The organism is uncultured Abyssibacter sp. (assembly GCF_964000955.1).
GTDB lineage: Bacteria > Pseudomonadota > Gammaproteobacteria > Nevskiales > OUC007 > Abyssibacter.
Genome location: NZ_CAXFCL010000277.1, coordinates 1 through 17,855 on the forward strand (window position 1 = coordinate 1; position 17,855 = coordinate 17,855).

General features: G+C 66.6%; 18 protein-coding genes. 9 read left to right on the forward strand and 9 right to left on the reverse strand.

From position 1 onward, the window contains the following. Positions 1-630, forward strand: a 630-nt coding sequence (locus tag ABNS06_RS13335; protein WP_348675085.1) for an AAA family ATPase, incomplete at its 5' end; no start/stop codon positions are given. A gap of 64 nt (positions 631-694) precedes the next feature. Here ABNS06_RS13335 and infA read toward each other — a convergent pair. The 5 genes from infA to ABNS06_RS13360 form a co-directional block, all read right to left on the reverse strand. Continuing rightward, positions 695-913, reverse strand: coding sequence for a translation initiation factor IF-1 (gene infA / locus ABNS06_RS13340; RefSeq protein WP_348675086.1), 219 nt, complete (start codon positions 911-913; stop codon positions 695-697). A gap of 17 nt (positions 914-930) precedes the next feature. Next, a complete protein-coding gene (locus tag ABNS06_RS13345; protein ID WP_348675087.1) occupies positions 931-1,647 on the reverse strand; it encodes an arginyltransferase in 717 nt (238 codons plus the stop codon). After that, the gene (gene aat / locus ABNS06_RS13350; RefSeq protein ID WP_348675088.1) at positions 1,644-2,390 is read right to left on the reverse strand and encodes a leucyl/phenylalanyl-tRNA--protein transferase; all 747 of its coding nucleotides are present in this window, start codon (positions 2,388-2,390) and stop codon (positions 1,644-1,646) included. Before aat ends, ABNS06_RS13345 begins: the two co-directional genes overlap by 4 nt. A gap of 5 nt (positions 2,391-2,395) precedes the next feature. Beyond that, positions 2,396-3,592: a GNAT family N-acetyltransferase gene (locus ABNS06_RS13355; protein WP_348675089.1), complete on the reverse strand. Its 1,197-nt coding sequence runs from the start codon at positions 3,590-3,592 to the stop codon at positions 2,396-2,398. Between the two features lie 78 nt (positions 3,593-3,670). Continuing rightward, positions 3,671-4,000 (reverse strand): hypothetical protein, encoded by a 330-nt coding sequence (locus tag ABNS06_RS13360; RefSeq protein WP_348675090.1) that lies wholly within the window; start codon positions 3,998-4,000, stop codon positions 3,671-3,673. A 158-nt stretch (positions 4,001-4,158) separates the two neighbouring features. Here ABNS06_RS13360 and ABNS06_RS13365 point away from each other — a divergent pair, with 158 nt between their 5' ends. The 6 genes from ABNS06_RS13365 to serS are packed head-to-tail and all read left to right on the forward strand — an operon-like array spanning position 4,159 to position 10,445. Next, on the forward strand, positions 4,159-6,474 hold the full coding sequence (locus ABNS06_RS13365) for a DNA translocase FtsK 4TM domain-containing protein (RefSeq protein ID WP_348675091.1): 2,316 nt from the start codon (positions 4,159-4,161) through the stop codon (positions 6,472-6,474). Position 6,475: 1 nt separating this feature from the next. Then, the gene (lolA, locus tag ABNS06_RS13370; RefSeq protein ID WP_348675092.1) at positions 6,476-7,105 is read left to right on the forward strand and encodes an outer membrane lipoprotein chaperone LolA; all 630 of its coding nucleotides are present in this window, start codon (positions 6,476-6,478) and stop codon (positions 7,103-7,105) included. Continuing rightward, the gene (locus ABNS06_RS13375) at positions 7,102-7,482 is read left to right on the forward strand and encodes a VanZ family protein (RefSeq protein WP_348675093.1); all 381 of its coding nucleotides are present in this window, start codon (positions 7,102-7,104) and stop codon (positions 7,480-7,482) included. The genes lolA and ABNS06_RS13375 overlap by 4 nt, the downstream gene beginning before the upstream one ends. Positions 7,483-7,487: 5 nt before the next feature. Then, positions 7,488-8,747 carry a replication-associated recombination protein A gene (locus tag ABNS06_RS13380; protein WP_348675102.1) on the forward strand — a complete coding sequence of 420 codons (1,260 nt, stop codon included), beginning with the start codon at positions 7,488-7,490 and terminating at the stop codon, positions 8,745-8,747. Next, the gene (gene crcB / locus ABNS06_RS13385) at positions 8,744-9,133 is read left to right on the forward strand and encodes a fluoride efflux transporter CrcB (protein ID WP_348675094.1); all 390 of its coding nucleotides are present in this window, start codon (positions 8,744-8,746) and stop codon (positions 9,131-9,133) included. The genes ABNS06_RS13380 and crcB overlap by 4 nt, the downstream gene beginning before the upstream one ends. Positions 9,134-9,164: 31 nt before the next feature. Next, positions 9,165-10,445, forward strand: coding sequence for a serine--tRNA ligase (gene serS, locus ABNS06_RS13390; protein WP_348675095.1), 1,281 nt, complete (start codon positions 9,165-9,167; stop codon positions 10,443-10,445). Positions 10,446-10,682: 237 nt separating this feature from the next. On the opposite strand, the gene ABNS06_RS13395 is transcribed toward serS, so the two are convergent. The 3 genes from ABNS06_RS13395 to cysB form a co-directional block, all read right to left on the reverse strand. After that, entirely contained in the window at positions 10,683-11,162 is a 480-nt protein-coding gene (locus tag ABNS06_RS13395) for a DUF934 domain-containing protein (protein WP_348675096.1), read from the reverse strand. Beyond that, on the reverse strand, positions 11,159-12,805 hold the full coding sequence (locus tag ABNS06_RS13400; protein ID WP_348675097.1) for a nitrite/sulfite reductase: 1,647 nt from the start codon (positions 12,803-12,805) through the stop codon (positions 11,159-11,161). The genes ABNS06_RS13395 and ABNS06_RS13400 overlap by 4 nt, the downstream gene beginning before the upstream one ends. A gap of 76 nt (positions 12,806-12,881) precedes the next feature. Next, a complete protein-coding gene (gene cysB, locus ABNS06_RS13405; protein ID WP_348675098.1) occupies positions 12,882-13,862 on the reverse strand; it encodes an HTH-type transcriptional regulator CysB in 981 nt (326 codons plus the stop codon). A 108-nt stretch (positions 13,863-13,970) separates the two neighbouring features. On the opposite strand from cysB, the gene cysG reads away from it, so the two are divergent. Next, positions 13,971-15,371: a siroheme synthase CysG gene (cysG, locus tag ABNS06_RS13410; protein ID WP_348675099.1), complete on the forward strand. Its 1,401-nt coding sequence runs from the start codon at positions 13,971-13,973 to the stop codon at positions 15,369-15,371. Further along, a complete protein-coding gene (locus ABNS06_RS13415) occupies positions 15,368-16,207 on the forward strand; it encodes a DNA/RNA non-specific endonuclease (RefSeq protein WP_348675100.1) in 840 nt (279 codons plus the stop codon). Before cysG ends, ABNS06_RS13415 begins: the two co-directional genes overlap by 4 nt. 4 nt (positions 16,208-16,211) lie before the next feature. On the opposite strand, the gene dxs is transcribed toward ABNS06_RS13415, so the two are convergent. After that, on the reverse strand, positions 16,212-17,855 hold a 1,644-nt coding region (dxs, locus tag ABNS06_RS13420), incomplete at its 5' end, for a 1-deoxy-D-xylulose-5-phosphate synthase (RefSeq protein ID WP_348675101.1).

Below are 17,855 nucleotides of genomic sequence, written 5' to 3' on the forward strand. Positions count from 1 at the left end.
GGTGGCATTCTGACCGATGCCGTAAACCGCAATCCCCACTGCGTCCTACTGCTGGATGAAATCGAGAAGGCACACGTTGACATCTACAACCTGCTGCTGCAGGTCATGGATCACGGCACGCTGACCGACAACAACGGTCGCAAGGCGGATTTCCGCAACGTGATTCTGGTGATGACGACCAATGCCGGCGCTGAATCGATGGCGCGGCGTTCCATCGGTTTCAAGACGCAGGATCACTCCACCGATGGCATGGAGGTGATTCGCCGCAGTTTCTCACCGGAATTCCGCAACCGCCTGGATGCGATCGTGCCGTTCGCGCCGCTGGACACCGACGTCATCAAGCGTGTCGTCGACAAGTTCATCATGGAACTGGAAGTCCAGCTCGAAGGCCGGGGCGTGGAACTGGCCGTCGACGACGTGGCCCGGGCCTGGCTGGCCGAACATGGCTACGACGCCCAGATGGGCGCGCGGCCGATGGCACGGGTCATCCAGGAGCACATCAAGCGCCCGCTGGCCGACGCGCTGCTGTTCGGCGAGCTCGTGGACGGTGGCCGTGTGACTGTCAGCGCCAACGAGGATGGGCTGACACTGGACACGCACTCGAAACTGGCCGAAACCGAGTCGGCCTGACCGTTTCTGCGTTGGGTGGGATTGCGATGCGCCTCGGACGAGGCCATCGCGGACCGGCGGGCGTCTAGCGGCCGCGGTAGACGATTCGACCCTTGCTCAGATCGTAGGGCGTCAGCTGCACGGTGACCTTGTCACCGGTCAGGATGCGGATGTAGTTCTTCCGCATGCGGCCGGAAATATGGGCCGTGACCACGTGGCCGTTTTCCAGTTCGACACGAAAGGTGGTGTTGGGCAGGGTGTCAGTCACCGTGCCTTCCATTTCAATATGGTCTTCTTTGGCCATGCGCACTCAGCGATGATTCAGGGCGGCGCATTATCCTCAAAGCGCAGACCCTCGGCAAATGGGCGCCATCGCCGATCCAGGAAAACCTGCAGGGGGCGAAATTCCGTCTTGTAGCCCATTTGTGGCGCGGCCTGGATCCAGTAGCCCAGATAAAGGAAATCGGCGCCCGCCGCCTTCGCCAGCCCGTGGGTCCGGAGAATCGCGAAATTGCCCAGCCCGCGGTGCTGCTCCTGCGGGTCGAACACCGTGTAGACCGCCGACCACGCATCCGGGGTGCAATCGACCACCGTGTAGGCCAGCAGGCGCCCGCCCACGCGGATTTCGCAGAGACAGGACAGGTTGCCCGTGGGGTCAAGCAGGTCGTCGGCGCAAAGCTCGCGCATGCCGGAGCTGCCGTGGCGATGCTCCAGATAGCGGTGGTACAGCGAACGGTGTTCGGGCTGCATGCGGCCAGCCACCATGCGGACCTGGCAGTCGGCATTGCGCTTGAGCAGCCGGCGGTGGCGGCGGCGCAGGACCAGCGGCGCGTCCAGGGGGATTCGCACCGCGATACAGGCGCGGCAGATGCGACAGGCCGTGCGGTAGGCATAGGGCCCGGAGCGACGAAAACCCATCGCGAGCAACTGCTGGTAGTGATGCGGCGTCAGCGGCTGGCTGGGGTCGATCACCGCCTCGCGAGCCAGCTGCGTGGGCAGGTAGGAGCAGGTGTGCTCGGCTGTCGGGTAGAGGTTCATGATCGACCGACATGCAATGCGGAGGCCGGGGCGTCGATGTCGAAGCGCCAGGGGCCGCGCCGATGGCCTCGGGAGGTCGCCAGGTGGACGCGGTTGATGAATTGCTCGCGCGGCATGTCGCGGGCGCCGAGCAGGCTGAGGTGCTCCGAGCCGACCTGGCAGTCGAACAGGTCGAAGTTCCAGTGCCTGAGCTGCCGGCGAATCCAGTGGATGGCGAGTTTTGAACCGCCGGAACTGCGACTGAACATCGATTCGCCGAAGAACGCTCGGCCCAGGGCCAGTCCATAGAGCCCACCGATCAATGCGCCGTCGCGCCAGACCTCGACGGAATGGGCGTAACCCTCGTCGTGCAGGTTGCGATAGGCGCGCTGCATTTCGTGACCCAGCCAGGTGCCGCGCTGATTGGGTCGCGGTGCCGCACAGGCGGCGATCACCTGGTCGAACGCGCGGTCCAGCGTCACCGCGTAGTCATTGCGCGCGGCCAGTCGCCGGACGGTGCGCGGCGTCGGGCTGTCGTCCAGAGGGAAGACCACGCGCGGATCCGGTGACCACCAGAGAATCGGTTCATCCGGGTTGTACCAGGGAAAGATGCCCTGCGAGTACGCTCGGATCAGGCGCTGTACGGACAGATCGCCACCGATCGCCAGCAGGCCGTTGGGTTCCTTCATCGCCAGGCGCGGATCGGGAAACGCCTGCGTCGGATCGCGGGGATCGAGCCAGTACAGTCGGACGGGGCTGTCCATTGCCGTCAGACCCTGCGGAACGCGCTGTGTTCTTCGGCGGATTCGGCCCAGTCGGCCACGGCCCGGCGCTCCTCGGCCAGGAATGCGTTCACGGCCCGTCGCAGGCCCGGGTGGGCGATGTGGTGCAGGGACCGTGTGATGAAAGGCTCGAATCCACGCATGCGCTTCTGCTCACCTTGTACGCCGGCATCGTAGCGGGTCAGCCGGTGCTCGATGCAGTACTCGATGCCCTGATAGTAGCAAGTCTCGAAGTGCAATCCGTCGACGTCGATAGCCGTGCCCCAGTGGCGCCCGAACAGCGTGTCGTCGCCGACGATCGCGATGGCGACGGCCAGCAGGCGGTCGTCCAGATGCGCCTCGATCAGCAACACCCGGCCCGGTGCCAGGGCGGCGTAGGCCGGGAAGAACTCCGGTGTCAGATACGGCCGCTGCCCCCGAATCAGGTAGGTTCTGGCGTACAGCGCGTGCACCGCCTGCCAGTGCGTGGCATCGAGATCGTCGGCAAGGCGAGTCGTGAAATGAATGCCCTGTTCACCGAGCCGGCGGCGCTCGCGGCGGATCGTCTTGCGCCGCTTGGATGTCAGTTCCGCGAGGAAACCATCGAAATCGGCGTAGCCGTCGTTGCTCCACACATAACGCAGGTCCCGGCGCTCCAGCCACTGATCATCAGCCGTTGGCGCGGTGGTCGGGAACAGCACATGGACCGATGACGCCTCGCCGCGTGCGCACTGGGCGCGCAGTGCATCGAGAATCCGCTCGACGCCGTCGGGCTGTCCGGCGATGCGGGGCCCCGGCACGGGGGTGAACGGAACGCCGCACACCAGCTTGGGATAGTAGGCGTGGCCGGCACGCTCCAGCGCGTCCGCCCAGGCCCAGTCGAAGACGAACTCGCCCCGGGAGTGGGTCTTCAGATAGACCGGCGCCGCGGCGATGAGTCCGCCATGATCATCCCGGATGATCTGGTGCTGTGGCGTCCAGCCGCAGTGATCGCCGACGCAGCCGGCGGCTTCCAGCGCGTGCAGAAACGCGTGGGACACACAGGGATTGTGGCCCGCATCAAACAGCCGATCCCATGACAGCGGGTCGACGGATTCGATCGAACTCAGCGTTTCGACGGGTGGCCGTGGGTCTGCGACGGTACGGGTCTCCGAAGGTCGGCAATGCCGTGATTCAATCCTGCGAACCGCCTCGCTGGCAAGCAAGGTTCATGCGTCTGCAGCCGATTGATGTCATCCACGGCGGTGGTGGGCATCGCGGCCGCGTCCTGCCAGGGGAGTCCATCAGTGCAGGGTGTACGGCTCCTGATACTCCTGGTGCAGCGCAAGCTGGATGCAGGTGTCGTGGGCGAACTTCATCCGATCGTCCGAGGACTCCGGCATCGATGCCTCCTCGAAGTGCCCGGCATCGTCGAAGTGGACGATCGCGCCGGCGGTGCGCACGTGCAACTCGTTGCCTTTCGGTTCGTCGTCGACCCAGACCTGGACGTAGTGGATGTCAGTGCCGGCGAACTCCGGCAGCGCGCTGTCGCCGGCAGCGACACGCGCGGCGCGTTCCGCGTCGTATTCGCGAATTTCGCCTTCGGTGGTCAACAGGTAGTGCTTGATGGACATGGGCCCGATGAATGACTGCCTGTGAATGAATATGTGGCTGCCTGCTCGCCAATCAAGCGCCGGGCCAGGATGGATCGAGGCGGGGGCGGGGCGGCCCGCTGATATACTGCGGATCACGCGCCCCGGGCGCAGAAATTCACGGATTTTCCCGCGCGTTCATGTCGAAATCGAAAACGCACGCCGTCGCCGAAGGGCCGACGCGACTGGAGCGCAGTTTGCGCGAAGCCGTGTTGCTGACTTCGGCCGCGGTCACCATCTATCTGCTGCTCGCGCTGTTCAGCTATGACGCGACCGATCCGGGCTGGTCATCGACCGGCATTGGCGGTTCGGTCTCCAATCTGGGCGGCGTGGTCGGCGCCTGGGTCGCCGACGTCGTGTTGAGCCTGTTCGGTTACGTCGGTTTCGTGCTGCCGTGGCTGATCTTTGCCGGCGGCGTGATTCATTACCGGTCCTCCAACGGCGCCGGCCGACTGATCGACAGCGTCACTGCGCGACTGGTTGCCTCGGTGTTCCTGTTGCTCGGCGCCTGCGGGCTGGCGGCGGCGCATGACCTTGGCGACCCGGCCGCGTTGCCGCAGGGTAGCGGCGGGATGCTCGGCGCGGTGATGGCCACCGAGCTTGGCAAGGTGCTGGGAACGGTTGGCTCCACGCTGATGTTCCTGACCATTCTGGTCGCGGCGGCACCGCTGGCGCTGGCATTCTCCTGGCTCGCGGTCATGGACGCGATCGGAGGCGGTTTGTTCCGTCTGGTGGGCCGGGCTCGATCCCGTCTGGCCGAGCGTGCCGAGCAGCGCAAGGCCGACAAGCAGGCGAGGGCGTCAAAACCGGCCCCGGCGCCGACACCAAAGCCGGCGCCGCCACCGGTCGAATCGAAGAAAGCCAAACGCAAGGCGAAGAAAAAGATGGCGCCGGCGGTGGAGCCGGCCAGTCAGCTGCCGCTGCCCATGGACGCCGAGCAATCCGGTGCCGAGGTGCCTGCGTTCGCGGGCAACCCCCTGCCGTCGACCGAGATGCTGGATCCGCCACGAGCGTCGACTCACGCCTATACCGCCGAGGAGCTGGACCAGATGTCCCGCGAGGTCGAGACGCGACTGGCCGAGTTCGGGGTCACGGTCGAGGTCGTCGCGGCCACACCCGGTCCGGTGATCACGCGTTTCGAGCTGGAGCCCGCGCCCGGCGTCAAGGTCAGCCAGGTCAGCAACCTGGCCAAGGATCTGGCCCGGGCGCTGTCGGCGGTCGCGGTCCGCGTGGTCGACGTGATTCCCGGCAAGTCGGTGATCGGCCTGGAAATTCCCAACCAGCATCGCGAGCTGGTGGCGCTGCGCGGCATTCTCGAGGCGCCGGGCTACGAACGATCGGATTCTCCGCTGACCATGGCGCTGGGCAAGGACATCGGCGGCCAGCCGGTTGTCGCCAACCTGGGCAAGATGCCGCACCTGCTGGTGGCCGGCACGACCGGATCGGGCAAGTCGGTGGCGGTGAACGTCATGATCCTGTCGATGCTGTACAAGGCCTCCGCGCGCGATGTGCGCCTGATCATGATCGATCCCAAGATGCTGGAGCTGTCGGTTTACGACGGGATTCCGCATCTGCTGGCGCCCGTGGTCACGGACATGAAGGAGGCGGCCAACGCGCTGCGCTGGTGCGTGGCCGAGATGGAGCGGCGCTACAAGCTGATGGCCGCGCTGGGCGTGCGCAACATCGCCGGTTTGAACCGCAAGATCGACGAATCCGAGCAGGCGGGTCAGCCGATCGTCGATCCGCTGTCGGACCCCGAGGAGGAGGAGCGGCCGACGCTGGAGCACATGCCGTTCATCGTCGTCATCGTCGACGAACTCGCCGACATGATGATGGTCGTAGGCAAGAAGGTGGAGGAATTGATCGCCCGGCTGGCGCAGAAGGCGCGCGCATCGGGCATCCACCTGATTCTCGCGACCCAGAGGCCCTCGGTGGACGTCATTACCGGCTTGATCAAGGCGAATATCCCGACGCGTATCGCCTTCCAGGTGTCATCGCGCGTGGATTCGCGAACCATTCTCGACCAGCAGGGCGCCGAAAGCCTGCTGGGCCACGGCGACATGCTTTACCTGCCGCCCGGCACCGCGGTACCGACGCGCGTGCACGGCGCGTTTGTCGATGATCACGAAGTCCACAAGGTCGTTGCCTATCTCAAGCAGGTGGGCGCGCCGGTGTTCGAGGACGGCATTCTCGACGGCACGGCGGGTGATGCCGCGCTGCCGGGTGAAGCCGGTGGTGGCGGCGACGGCGATGAAGCCGATCCGCTGTACGACGAGGCCGTGAAGATCGTCACCGAGAGCCGCAAGGCGTCGATTTCCTGGGTGCAGCGCCGGCTCAAGATCGGCTACAACCGCGCGGCCCGCATCGTCGAGCAGATGGAAGCTTCGGGTGTCGTCGGACCGGTCTCCGGCGGCGGCTCACGCGAGGTGCTCGCACCACCTCCACCGGAGGCCTGACATGACCATGACGAAAACGCGGGCGGGATGGGCTGCTCTGGGCCTGACTCTGCTATCAATGGCCTGGGCTCCGGCGCGGGCCGATTCCGGCGAACTCGCGGATGCGCTTGGTGCCACGCGCACGCTGGCCGGCGTGTTCGAGCAGACACTGTCGGATTCCGACGGGCTGGTGCTGGAGGCCTCCCGGGGTCAGTTCTCGCTAAGCCGCCCCGGTGCGTTTCGCTGGGATTATGAGCAGCCCTACGTGCAGAAAGTGATCTGCGACGGCGACACGATCTGGCACTACGATCAGGATCTGGCGCAGGTCACGGTGCGCACGGTGGGAGATGCGCTCAGCGCCACGCCGGCGGCGTTGCTGTCCGGGGCTGCCGATCTGGACGAGACCTTCGCGGTCGAGGATCTGGGTGACGGGCGTTACCGGCTCACGCCGCGTACCGCCGAGGCGGAATTCGAGTCCGCGACGGTACAGCTCGAGGACGGCGTGATCCGTGCGCTGGAGATTGATGACGCGCTGGGCCAGCGGACCCGGATCGAGTTTTCCGACGTCGCCCGCAACGTGCAGTTCCGGGACGGCTGGTTCCGCTTCGAACCGCCACCGGGCGTGGAAGTCGTCGGCGAACCCGGCGCGTGACGCGAATCGTTCGACGCCTGTTGCGGGCGATCGGCTGGCTGTTGCTGCTGGTCGTCGGCGTGTTGTCGTTGATCAATCTCCGCAATTCACCGGCGGACGACTTTCTCTGGGACAAGCTGAACCACGCCATCGCCTATGCCGCGATTGCAGGATGGTGGGCGGCGCTGTTGCCGGGCCGACGCTGGCGGGCGGCCGCGATTGCCCTGACGTTCGGGCTCGCGGTGGAACTGATGCAGGCCGTGCTCCCGTATCGCGACTTCGAACTGGCCGACATGGCCGCCAATGCCGTCGGTGTCGTTGCCGGGCTGCTGGTGTCGCTGCTGATCCTCCCGCGGGGATTCGCCGGGCTGGGGCGGCCTCGCGTGAGCGGGGCGTGACCGGGATGGCGGATCCGCGTCCGCTGCCCGAGCGCATGCGTCCCGGCGTGCTTGATGACGTCGTGGGGCAGGATCACCTGGTCGGTGAGGACGGCACGCTGCGCAATGCGCTGGATGCCGGTCACCTGCGCTCCATGGTGTTCTGGGGGCCGCCGGGTACCGGCAAGACCACGCTGGCGCGGCTGGTGGCCCGTGCCGCGGGGCTGCCGTTCCATGGTCTGTCCGCGGTCACCGCCGGGCTGAAGGACCTGCGGGCGGCCTTCGCCGGCGCCTCGCCCGAGGAGCCGGTGGTGATCTTTCTGGACGAGATTCACCGCTTCAACAAGGCTCAGCAGGACGCGCTGCTGCCGGTGGTCGAAGCCGGTTCGGTCGTCCTGATCGGCGCGACCACGGAAAACCCGTCGTTCGAGATCAATCGGGCGCTGCTCTCCCGGGTGCAGGTGTACGTGGTCAAGGCGCTGGAGGCCGGGTCCATCGTCGAGCTGCTGCAACGCGCAATCGCGCGCTGCTATCCGGCGTTGACGCTGAGCGACGCGGCCGGCGATCTGCTGGTCTCGCTGGCCGACGGCGACGCTCGCCGAGCCCTGCATCTGCTGGAGGCCGCCTGCGCGGCGGCGGATGCCGCACCGTCCGCGATCATCGAGACCGCGCATGTGGAGTCCAGCCTCGGTACCGCGATGCGGGCCTTCGACCGCGGCGGCGACCTGTTCTACGAGCAGATATCTGCCCTGCACAAATCGGTGCGCGGCTCCGATCCGGATGCTTCCATCTACTGGTTCGCGCGGATGATCGACGGAGGCTGCGATCCGCTCTACATCGGCCGGCGCGTCGTGCGCATGGCCTCGGAGGACCTGGGCAACGCCGATCCGCGGGCGCTGAGTGTCGCGATCGATGCCTGCAACGCCTTCGAGCGCCTCGGTTCGCCGGAGGGCGAACTCGCCCTGGCGCAGGCGGTGCTCTATCTGGCCAGCGCGCCCAAGAGCAATGCGGCCTATGCCGCGTACAAGGCGGCGATGGACGAGGTGCGGCGCAGCGGTTCGCTGGACGTGCCGATGCACCTGCGCAATGCGCCGACCGGCATGATGAAGTCCATGGGCTTTGGCGCCGGCTATCGATACGATCATGACGAGCCGCAGGCGCATGCGCGCGGGCAGCGGTTTCTGCCCGACGGCGTGCGTCAGCGGCAGTTTTACTCACCCAAGCCGTCCGGCCTGGAACTGAAGATCGCCGAGCGTCTGGCGCGTCTGCGGGGCGGTTCGCAATGAGCTGGCTGTGGGTGGCGCTGGGTGGCGCGCTGGGCGCGTCCTTGCGCTACGGGCTGACGGTTTGGCTGGCCGCATGGACGCGCTGGCCGCTGGGCACGCTGAGCGCCAATATTCTCGGCAGCTGCCTGCTGGGTGCGTTCATGGCCTGGTGGCTGCCGCGCATGGCGCTGGTCGGCGAACCGCTGCGCCTGTTCGTCGCGATCGGCCTGCTGGGCGGTTTCACCACGTTCTCCACGTTCTCCTACGACACCCTGATGCTGGCGTCCTCGGGACGTGTCGGCGCGGCGCTGGGCAATGTGCTGCTGAACCTCTTTGGCGCACTGGGCGGGGTATCGCTGGGCTGGATCGTCACCCGGTACTGGGCGGGGGGGATGGGACCCGTATAATCCCGCGCCTCGTTTCCGCAGGACCAGACCCATGCTCGACCCGAAACAACTTCGGCACGATCCCCAGGCCATCGCGCAGGCATTGAGCCGGCGCGGCTTTGTCATGGATGTCGAGGCGTTCGAGCGGATGGAATCCGATCGCAAGGAACTCCAGGTGCGCACCGAGGAGCTTCAGGCGGAGCGCAACCGTCGTTCCAAGTCCATTGGTCAGGCCAAGGCGCGAGGCGAGGATATCGAGCCGCTGAAGGCCGAGGTGACGCGCATCGGTGAGGAGATGCGCACGGTCGCGGCCGAGCTGGACGCCACCCTCGCCGAACTGGAGGCCACCGCGCTGGGGCTGCCCAACCTGCCCGACGCCGACGTGCCGGAAGGCGCCGACGAGTCGGAGAATCAGGAGCTGCGCCGCTGGGGAACGCCGGCCAGCTTCGACTTTCCGGTCAAGGATCATGTCGAACTGGGCGAGGCGCTTGGCGGCATGGATTTCGATGCCGCCGCCAAGCTGTCGGGCTCGCGCTTCGTCACGCTGAAGGGGCCGCTGGCCCGGCTGCATCGGGCGCTGGCGCAGATGATGCTCGATCTGCATGTCGATCGGCACGGCTACACCGAAATGGCGGTGCCGTTTCTGGTACAGCCGCATTGCCTGGAAGGCACCGGTCAGTTGCCGAAATTCGCCGACGATCTGTTTCAGATCAACGATGATCGCGCGTTGCACCTGATCCCCACGGCCGAGGTGCCGCTGACGAACCTGGTGCGGGAGCAGATCCTGGACGCCGCGAGGCTGCCACTGAAGTTCGCCGCCCACACGCCCTGTTTCCGCGCCGAAGCGGGTGCCTACGGCCGCGATACGCGGGGCATGATCCGCCAGCATCAGTTCGAGAAGGTAGAACTGGTACAGATCGTCCACCCGGATGATTCGGATCAGGCACTGGAGGCGCTCACCGGGCATGCCGAGGCGGTGTTGCAGGCGCTGGAACTGCCGTATCGCCTGGTCGCGCTGTGCGGCGGCGATCTCGGCTTTGCCGCGGCCAAGACCTACGACCTGGAGGTCTGGGTGCCCAGCCAGGACACCTATCGCGAGATCAGCTCCTGCTCGAACACCCGGGATTTCCAGGCCCGGCGGATGCAGGCGCGTTTCCGTGCGGCACAGGGTGACAAGCCGGAACTGGTGCACACGCTCAACGGTTCGGGTGTGGCGGTGGGCCGCGCGCTGGTCGCCGTGCTGGAGAACGGCCAGCAGGCGGACGGGTCGATCCGGTTGCCCGCGGCGCTGGCCGCGTATTTCGGCGCTGATTCGATCGACGCGGTCGCCTGATCAGGGTGGGTGCGGCGAGCCTGGTTTGTTGAACCGACTGTCCTGATGGACTGAAGCGGCGGGTTTCGCCCTGCGGGGCGAGTGACTTACGTTTCGGCGAAAGTCATTGCACCCGCGCCGGCTGCATAGAAAGGCTGCACGGTCTTGTGCGGCCATCCCCGGCCGCGATTGCCTACGCCGCTGCGCGGGGGCGATTGTTCGACACCACGTTGTTCACAACGTAGTGGTCTTCCACCACTAGCCCGCCCGGCGTCGCCGGTAGGCGGGAAGCTCCGCGCTGCTGGTGGCCTGGTAGGCCGTGGTGAAGTCGTTGAAGCCGCGCGCCAGCGTGTCCGCTGCCTCGTTGTCGGGCAGGGCGAAGGTGTCGAAGCCGCAACGCTTCAGATAGCAGGCCTGATCCTGCAACAGCTCGCCGGTGGCGACGATCGGTCCCTGATAGCCCAGGCGTTCACGCAGCACGCGGGCCTGAGAGTAGGCGCGGCCATCGGTAAAGGCCGGAAAGTGCAGGACCACAAAGGCGAAACGGGTCGGGTCGGTGGCCAGGGCTTCGACGTCGACGTCATTGGGCAGATGCAGTCCCACGGTTGCCGGAGCGTCGTCGATGGCCGGGTGATCCGGGCCGATGGCTTCCCAGGCGATGCCGGTCAGCGCGTCCTCGGTGCCCAGCAGGCGCAGGTCCGCGGTGGTTCGCGATCCGTCGGCGTGTAGCAGAATCATCCGTACACCGCCTGTCTGAACGGGTCGATGCCCAACCGGCCGACCGTATCGAAGAAGCGTTCCTCGCCTTCGCGCAGTTCGGCGAAGGTATCGACGATCTTGCGGATGGTCGGCGCGATGTCGTCGCGGGCCACGGAAGCGCCCAGGCGCTGGCCCAGTGCGGCGTCTTCGGCCGCCGAGCCACCCAGGGTGATCTGATACCACTCCTCGCCCTTCTTATCGACGCCCAGGATACCGATATGCCCGACGCTGTGGTGACCGCAGCCATTCATGCAGCCGGACATCTTCAGCTTGATCTCGCCGAGGTCGTACTGTTCGTCCAGGTCGGAAAACAGGTCGTTGATCTCGCGGGCCACGCCGATGGAACCGGCGTTCGCCAGGCTGCAGAAATCCAGGCCGGGGCAGGCGATCATGTCGGAGATCATGCCGTGGTTCGGCGTGGCCAGGCCCAGTTCCGCCAGCGCTGACCACACGGCGTGCAGGGCGTGATGCGGCACATCGGGGAGGATCAGGTTCTGCTCGTGCGTCGTGCGCACTTCGCCGAAGCCGTATTCGTCGGCCAGGTAGGCGACGCGTTCCATCTGCTCGGCGGTGCAATCGCCCGGCGCCTCGCCCGGATCCTTGAGCGAGACCGTGACGATGCGGTAGCCGGGCTGCTTGTGCGCGATCACGTTGCGCTGAAGCCAGTTGCGGAAGGCCGGATCGGCGGTGGCCTGCGCATCGGTCTCCGCGCTGTCGGTCAGGTTCTCGTAGGCCGGCGGCTGGAAGAAGGCCTGAATGCGGGTGATGTCCTCGTCGTCCAGTTGCAGCGAGCCGGTGCGAATCTTGGCCCATTCGGCCTCGACCCACTCGGCGAAGCGCTCGGCGCCGGATTCGCGGACCAGAATCTTGATCCTGGCCTTGTACTTGTTGTCGCGACGGCCCAGCCGGTTGTAGACACGCAGAATCGCTTCCAGGTAGGACAACATGTCCACCGGTTCCAGGAAGTCGCGGATGCGGGTGCCGATGATCGGCGTGCGGCCAAGGCCGCCACCGACGTAGACGGCAAACCCGCGCCGGCCTTCGTCGTTCTCGATCAGGTGGAGGCCGATGTCATGCACGCGAATCGCCGCCCGGTCGGTCCGGCTCGCCGTCACGGCGATCTTGAACTTGCGGGGCAGGTAGGCGAACTCGGGGTGCAGTGACGACCACTGCCGGATGATCTCGCAGTATGGGCGCGGATCCTCCAGCTCGTCGCTGGCCACGCCGGCGTATTGGTCCGACGTGGTGTTGCGGATGCAGTTGCCGCTGGTCTGGATCGCATGCATCTCGACGCTGGCCAGTTCCGCGAGCAGGTCCGGCACCGTTTCCAGCTTGGGCCAGTTGAATTGCAGGTTTTGCCGCGTCGTGAAGTGCCCGTAGCCGCGGTCGTAGGTCCGGGCGATGTCCGCCAGTTTGCGCAGCTGCCGGGTCGACAGCACGCCGTAGGGAATGGCGATGCGCAGCATCGGCGCGAAGCGCTGGATGTACAGACCGTTTTGCAGCCGCAGCGGACGGTACTGATCCTCGGTCAGTTCTCCGCGCAGATAGCGATTGGTCTGGTCACGAAATTGACGGACGCGTTCGTCGACAATCGTCTGGTCGATGGCGTCATATTGGTACATCGATACGTCCGCTCAGCTAAAACGGGCGGCGAGCATAGCAATACGTCTCACGTTCGCAAGCGTCTGGGACTGATAGTTATAAGGCCGGAACGTCTCCGACATGAGCCGCGACGAATTCGCGTCGCGCCGCCGGCTCCCGGATCTCGGCTGCTTGCTCGATCAGTTCGCGATTCAGATGCGGCGCGAAGACCTCGACGAAGCGGAACATGAAATCACGCAGGAACTGGTTGCGGCGGAATCCGATATGCGTGGTGCTGCGACTGAACAGGTGGCTCGCGTCGATGGCGACCAGGTCGGAGTCGTCTTCCGGGTCGTAGGCCATGTTGGCGATGATGCCGACACCCAGGCCCAGGCGGACGTAGGTCTTGATGACGTCGGCGTCGACCGCGGTCAGCACCACGTTGGGCAGCAGGCCGTGAGAGCGGAACGCCTGATCCAGCTGCGATCGACCGGTGAAGCCGAAGGTGTAGGTCACGATCGGATAACGCGACAAGTCCTTCAGGCTCGGTTTCTTGACCGAGGCCAGGGGGTGGCCGGGTCGCAGCAGCAGCGCGCGGTTCCAGTGATAGCAGGGCAGCATCACCAGCTCGTCGAAGTGGTGCATCGCCTCCGTGGCGATGGCGAAGTCGGCCTCGCCCTCGGCCGCCATCCGGGCGATCTGAGGCGGTGAACCCTGGTGCAGGTTCAGCGTGACGTTGGGATATTCGCGCTTGAACCGGGTCACGGCGGGCGGCAGGGCGTAGCGCGCCTGGGTGTGCGTGGTCGCCAGACTCAGCGTGCCGCGGTCGCCATCCGAGTAGTCCCTGGCGACGCGCTGGATGTTGTCCACATCCTGAAGCACGCGGTCGACGATCTGAACGATTTGCTCGCCGGCCGGGGTCAGGCGCGTCAGATGCTTGCCGCTGCGTTCAAACAGTGGCACGCCCAGCTCGTCCTCCAGCAGGCGAAGCTGCTTGCTGATGCCGGGCTGCGAGGTGTGGAGGGCTTCGGCGGCGGCGGTGATGCTCAGTTCGTGGCGCACGATTTCGTGCACAAAATGCAGCTGCCGCAGTTTCATGTCCGTTGATTCGCCCTGTCAGTTCCGTCGAAACCTTACGTTAGACTCTCCGGCCGGTCTATCAGGACGCGCAAGGGCGTTCCGACGGTTTCTCAGCAGGGCACGAACGTGCGGTATTTCCCGGTATTTCTCGACATGCAGGCGGCCGATGTGCTGATCGTCGGTGGTGGCTCCGTGGCGGAGCGCAAATGGCGCCTGCTGGAACGGACCCCGGCGCGCATCACCATTGTCGCGCCGCGACTGACTGATGCCTTGCAGCAGGTTGCCGAGGCGGGGGCGATCCACTGGCTGAGCCGCGAGTTCAGCCCGGAGGATGTACGGGCGCAGCGGCTGGTTATCGCGGCGACTGCCGATGCCGCCGTGAACGAGGCGGTGGCCGCTGCCGCTCGCGCCGTCAATATTCCGGTGAACGTCGTCGACGACCGGGCGAGTTGCACGGCGATCACGCCGGCCATCGTCGAGCGGGGCGATCTGCTGGTCGCGATCAGCTCGCAGGGCAGCTCGCCGGTCCTGGCGCGCCGGGTCAGGGAACGCGTGGAGCGTGCGTTGCCTGCGAATCTGGGCGCCTTCATCGACGTCGCCGCGCGCTATCGCGATCGTGTGCGTGAGCAGCTGGCCCCGGAGCGCGTGCGGACGTTCTGGGAAACGCTGATCGACGCGCTTTGGCGCGAGGGCTTCGTGGAATCCGATGACGCGCTGGCGCGGCGCGTCGAGCGCGCGCTCGCGCAGGCGGGTGATGCGTCCGCGACCGCGAACGGGCGAGTGAGTCTGGTGGGCGGCGGGCCGGGCGACCCGTCGCTGTTGACCCTGCGCGCGCTGCGCCGTCTTCAGGATGCCGATGTTGTCCTGTTCGACCGCCTGGTCAATCAGGAGCTGGTGGATCTCGCCCGACGCGATGCCGAGCGCATTCACGTCGGCAAGCGTCGCGATCGCCACACGGTGCCGCAATCGCAGATCAATGCACTGATGGTCGAGCATGCCCGTGCCGGCCGGCAGGTGGTCAGGCTCAAGGGCGGCGATCCCTTCATCTTCGGCCGCGGTGGCGAGGAGCTGGCCGATGTCGTTGCCGCCGGAATCACGGTGGAGGTCGTGCCGGGCATCACCGCGGCATCCGGTTGCGCCGCCTACGCCGGCATTCCGCTGACCCATCGCGATCATGCCCAGTCCTGCATGTTCGTCACCGGTCATCGCAAGGCGAACGGTCATCTGTCCCTGCCATGGCAGGCGATGGCGGCGCCGCAACAGACGCTGGTGGTTTACATGGGGCTGGCGACGCTGGCCGAGGTCTGCGGGCAACTGATCGCGCATGGTCTCGCGCCCGAGCACCCCTGCGCCATGATCGAATCCGGCACGCTGCGGTCGCAGCGGGTTGTCAGCGGAACGCTGGATGCGCTTCCGGCGCAGGTCGAGGTGGCCGGACTGACCGGGCCGGCGCTGTTGGTCGTCGGCACGGTGGTCACGCTGCGACCGGATCTCGCGTGGTTCGACATGGTCGCCGCCGACGCGTGAGCACAGGACGGCGACGGCTCGGGCTGGTCGCGACCGGCGTCATCTGCCTGCTGGGTCTGATCGCCGGCACGCTGCTGCCGCCGTCGGACCCGGCGATTCCCGGCGGATTGCCCGAGGCCACGCAACCCGGCTGGCTGTCCTGGGTGCGGGTGCTGGACCCGCCCGGATTTCTGGTGGGCTATTCCGAGCTGCGCGCCGCGCCGCTTTGGGTGATTTATCGCTCGGGCGCGATTGCAGACCCTGCCGGCCCACCCAGGCCGGATCGCTTCACCCGCGACTGGCGCGTCTTTCACCAGGTCGACCCGGATGCCTTGCGTGGCACCGACTACGGACGCGGGCATCTGGCACCGAACTACGTGATTTCACGGCTTTACGGGCGCGACGCCCAGCTCGCGACCTTCCGCATGAGCAATATCGTCGCGCAGCGGCATGCGATGAATCGCGGCGTCTGGCAGCGCATCGAGGAACTGGAAACCGATGTGTGGGCCGCCGGGCTTGACGCGTTGTGGGTGGTCACCGGGCCGGTGTTCGACGAGGACAGGGCCTGGGTGGGACGTGGCGTCGAGGTGCCGGACGCGCTTTATCGTGTACTGCTGGCGGAGGGGCCGGATGGAAGCGGGCTGCGCGCGTTGGCGATGCTGGTCCCGCAGTCGGCCGCACCGAATGCGGATCTGCGCGATTTCGTCACCACGGTGGATGCCGTCGAGCAGGCGACGGGCTTCGACCTGTTCCCCGGCCTGCCGGACACCGAGGAAGCCGAACTGGAGCGCGCCACGCCGGACGCCCTGTGGCGTCTGGACGAGGTGTCGACGCGCCGCGGACGTTACGCGGACTAGCCTCTCAGCCCGCGCTACCCGCTGAGCTGACACCGTCGAGGTCGCGAGCGCGCAGCCGGCGCTGGATCGCGCGCTGGATACCGGCGGCGTCCAGGCCGAGGCTGGCAAGCATTTCCTCGCGGCCGCCGTGCTCGACGAAGCTGTCAGGCAGTCCGAGATTGAGCGCCGGCACGGCGAGATGTCGTGCCATCAGCACCTCGTTCACCGCGCTGCCCGCGCCACCGGCGATGACGTTGTCCTCGACGGTGACGATCAGATCGGCTTCGTCGGCCATGCGCAACACCATGTCCACGTCGATTGGCTTGACGAAACGCATGTCGATCACGGTTGCGTCGAGCAGTTCGGCAGCGGCCAGCGCGGGTTCGACCATGACGCCGAAGGCGAGGATGGCGACGCGGGGGCGGCGGCGCCCGAGCGCGGAGCGCACGATGCGGGCGCGGCCGATTTCCAGCGGTTGCGGATCGTCGTCCAGTTCGGCGCCGGGTCCGCTGCCGCGCGGATAACGCACGGCGCTGGGTCCGTCATGGCGGATGCCTGTCGTCAGCATGCGCTGGCATTCGTTTTCGTCGCTGGGCGCCATGACCACCATGTTCGGCACGCAGCGCAGGTAGCTGAGATCGAAGGCGCCATTGTGGGTGGCGCCGTCGGCACCGACGATGCCGCCACGGTCGATGGCGAACAGCACCGGCAGATTCTGGATCGCCACGTCGTGCACGAGTTGGTCGTAACCACGTTGCAGGAACGTCGAGTAGATCGCGACCACGGGGTGCAGGCCTTCGGTGGCCAGGCCGGCGCCCAGGGTCACCGCGTGCTGCTCGGCGATCGCGACGTCGAAGTAGCGGTCGGGGTAACGCTCGGCGAATTCCACCAGTCCGGATCCTTCCCGCATGGCCGGCGTGATCGCGACCAGCTTCGGGTCCTCCTCGGCGGCCTTGCAGAGCCAACGGCCGAAGACCTTGGTGAAGGTCGGCCGTGACGGTCCGCCCTTGGACATTTCGCCGGTGACTGGATCGAAGCCGCTGACGCCGTGATAGGCAATCGGGTCGCATTCGGCGGGATCGAATCCCTTGCCCTTGACCGTGGCGACGTGCAGCAGCCGCGGCCCTCTGGCAGCCAGCGCGTTGCGCAGCGCGGGGATCAGCGCATTCAGGTCATGGCCATCGACCGGGCCGAGGTAGCGCACGCCCAGCGATTCGAACAGGTCACCGTCATCCGGCGACAGGTCGCTTTCCGGCGCGACAGCGCGACGGTAGGCCTCCGGCGTGCGTGCCGCGTCCGGATGCCGCGCGAATACGCGGGCGCAATGATCGCGCAGCGCGCCGACATTCTCGGAGATCGACATGTCGTTGTCGTTGTAGATCACCAGCACGTCACTGCCGGCGCTGCCGAGGTGATTCAGGGCCTCGAAGGCCATGCCGGCGGTCATGCCGCCGTCGCCGATGACGCAGGCTACGCGCTGTTCTCCCGCGCGGCCCAGCACCCGGATACCCTCGGCCATGCCCACGGCTGCGGAGATCGCGGTGCTGGAATGTCCGGTGCCGAAGGTGTCGTACTCGCTTTCGTCACGGGACGGAAACGGCGCCAGGCCATCCTTGCGGCGGATGGTTTCGAGGCGGGCGCGGCGGCCTGTCAGCACCTTGTGGGGATA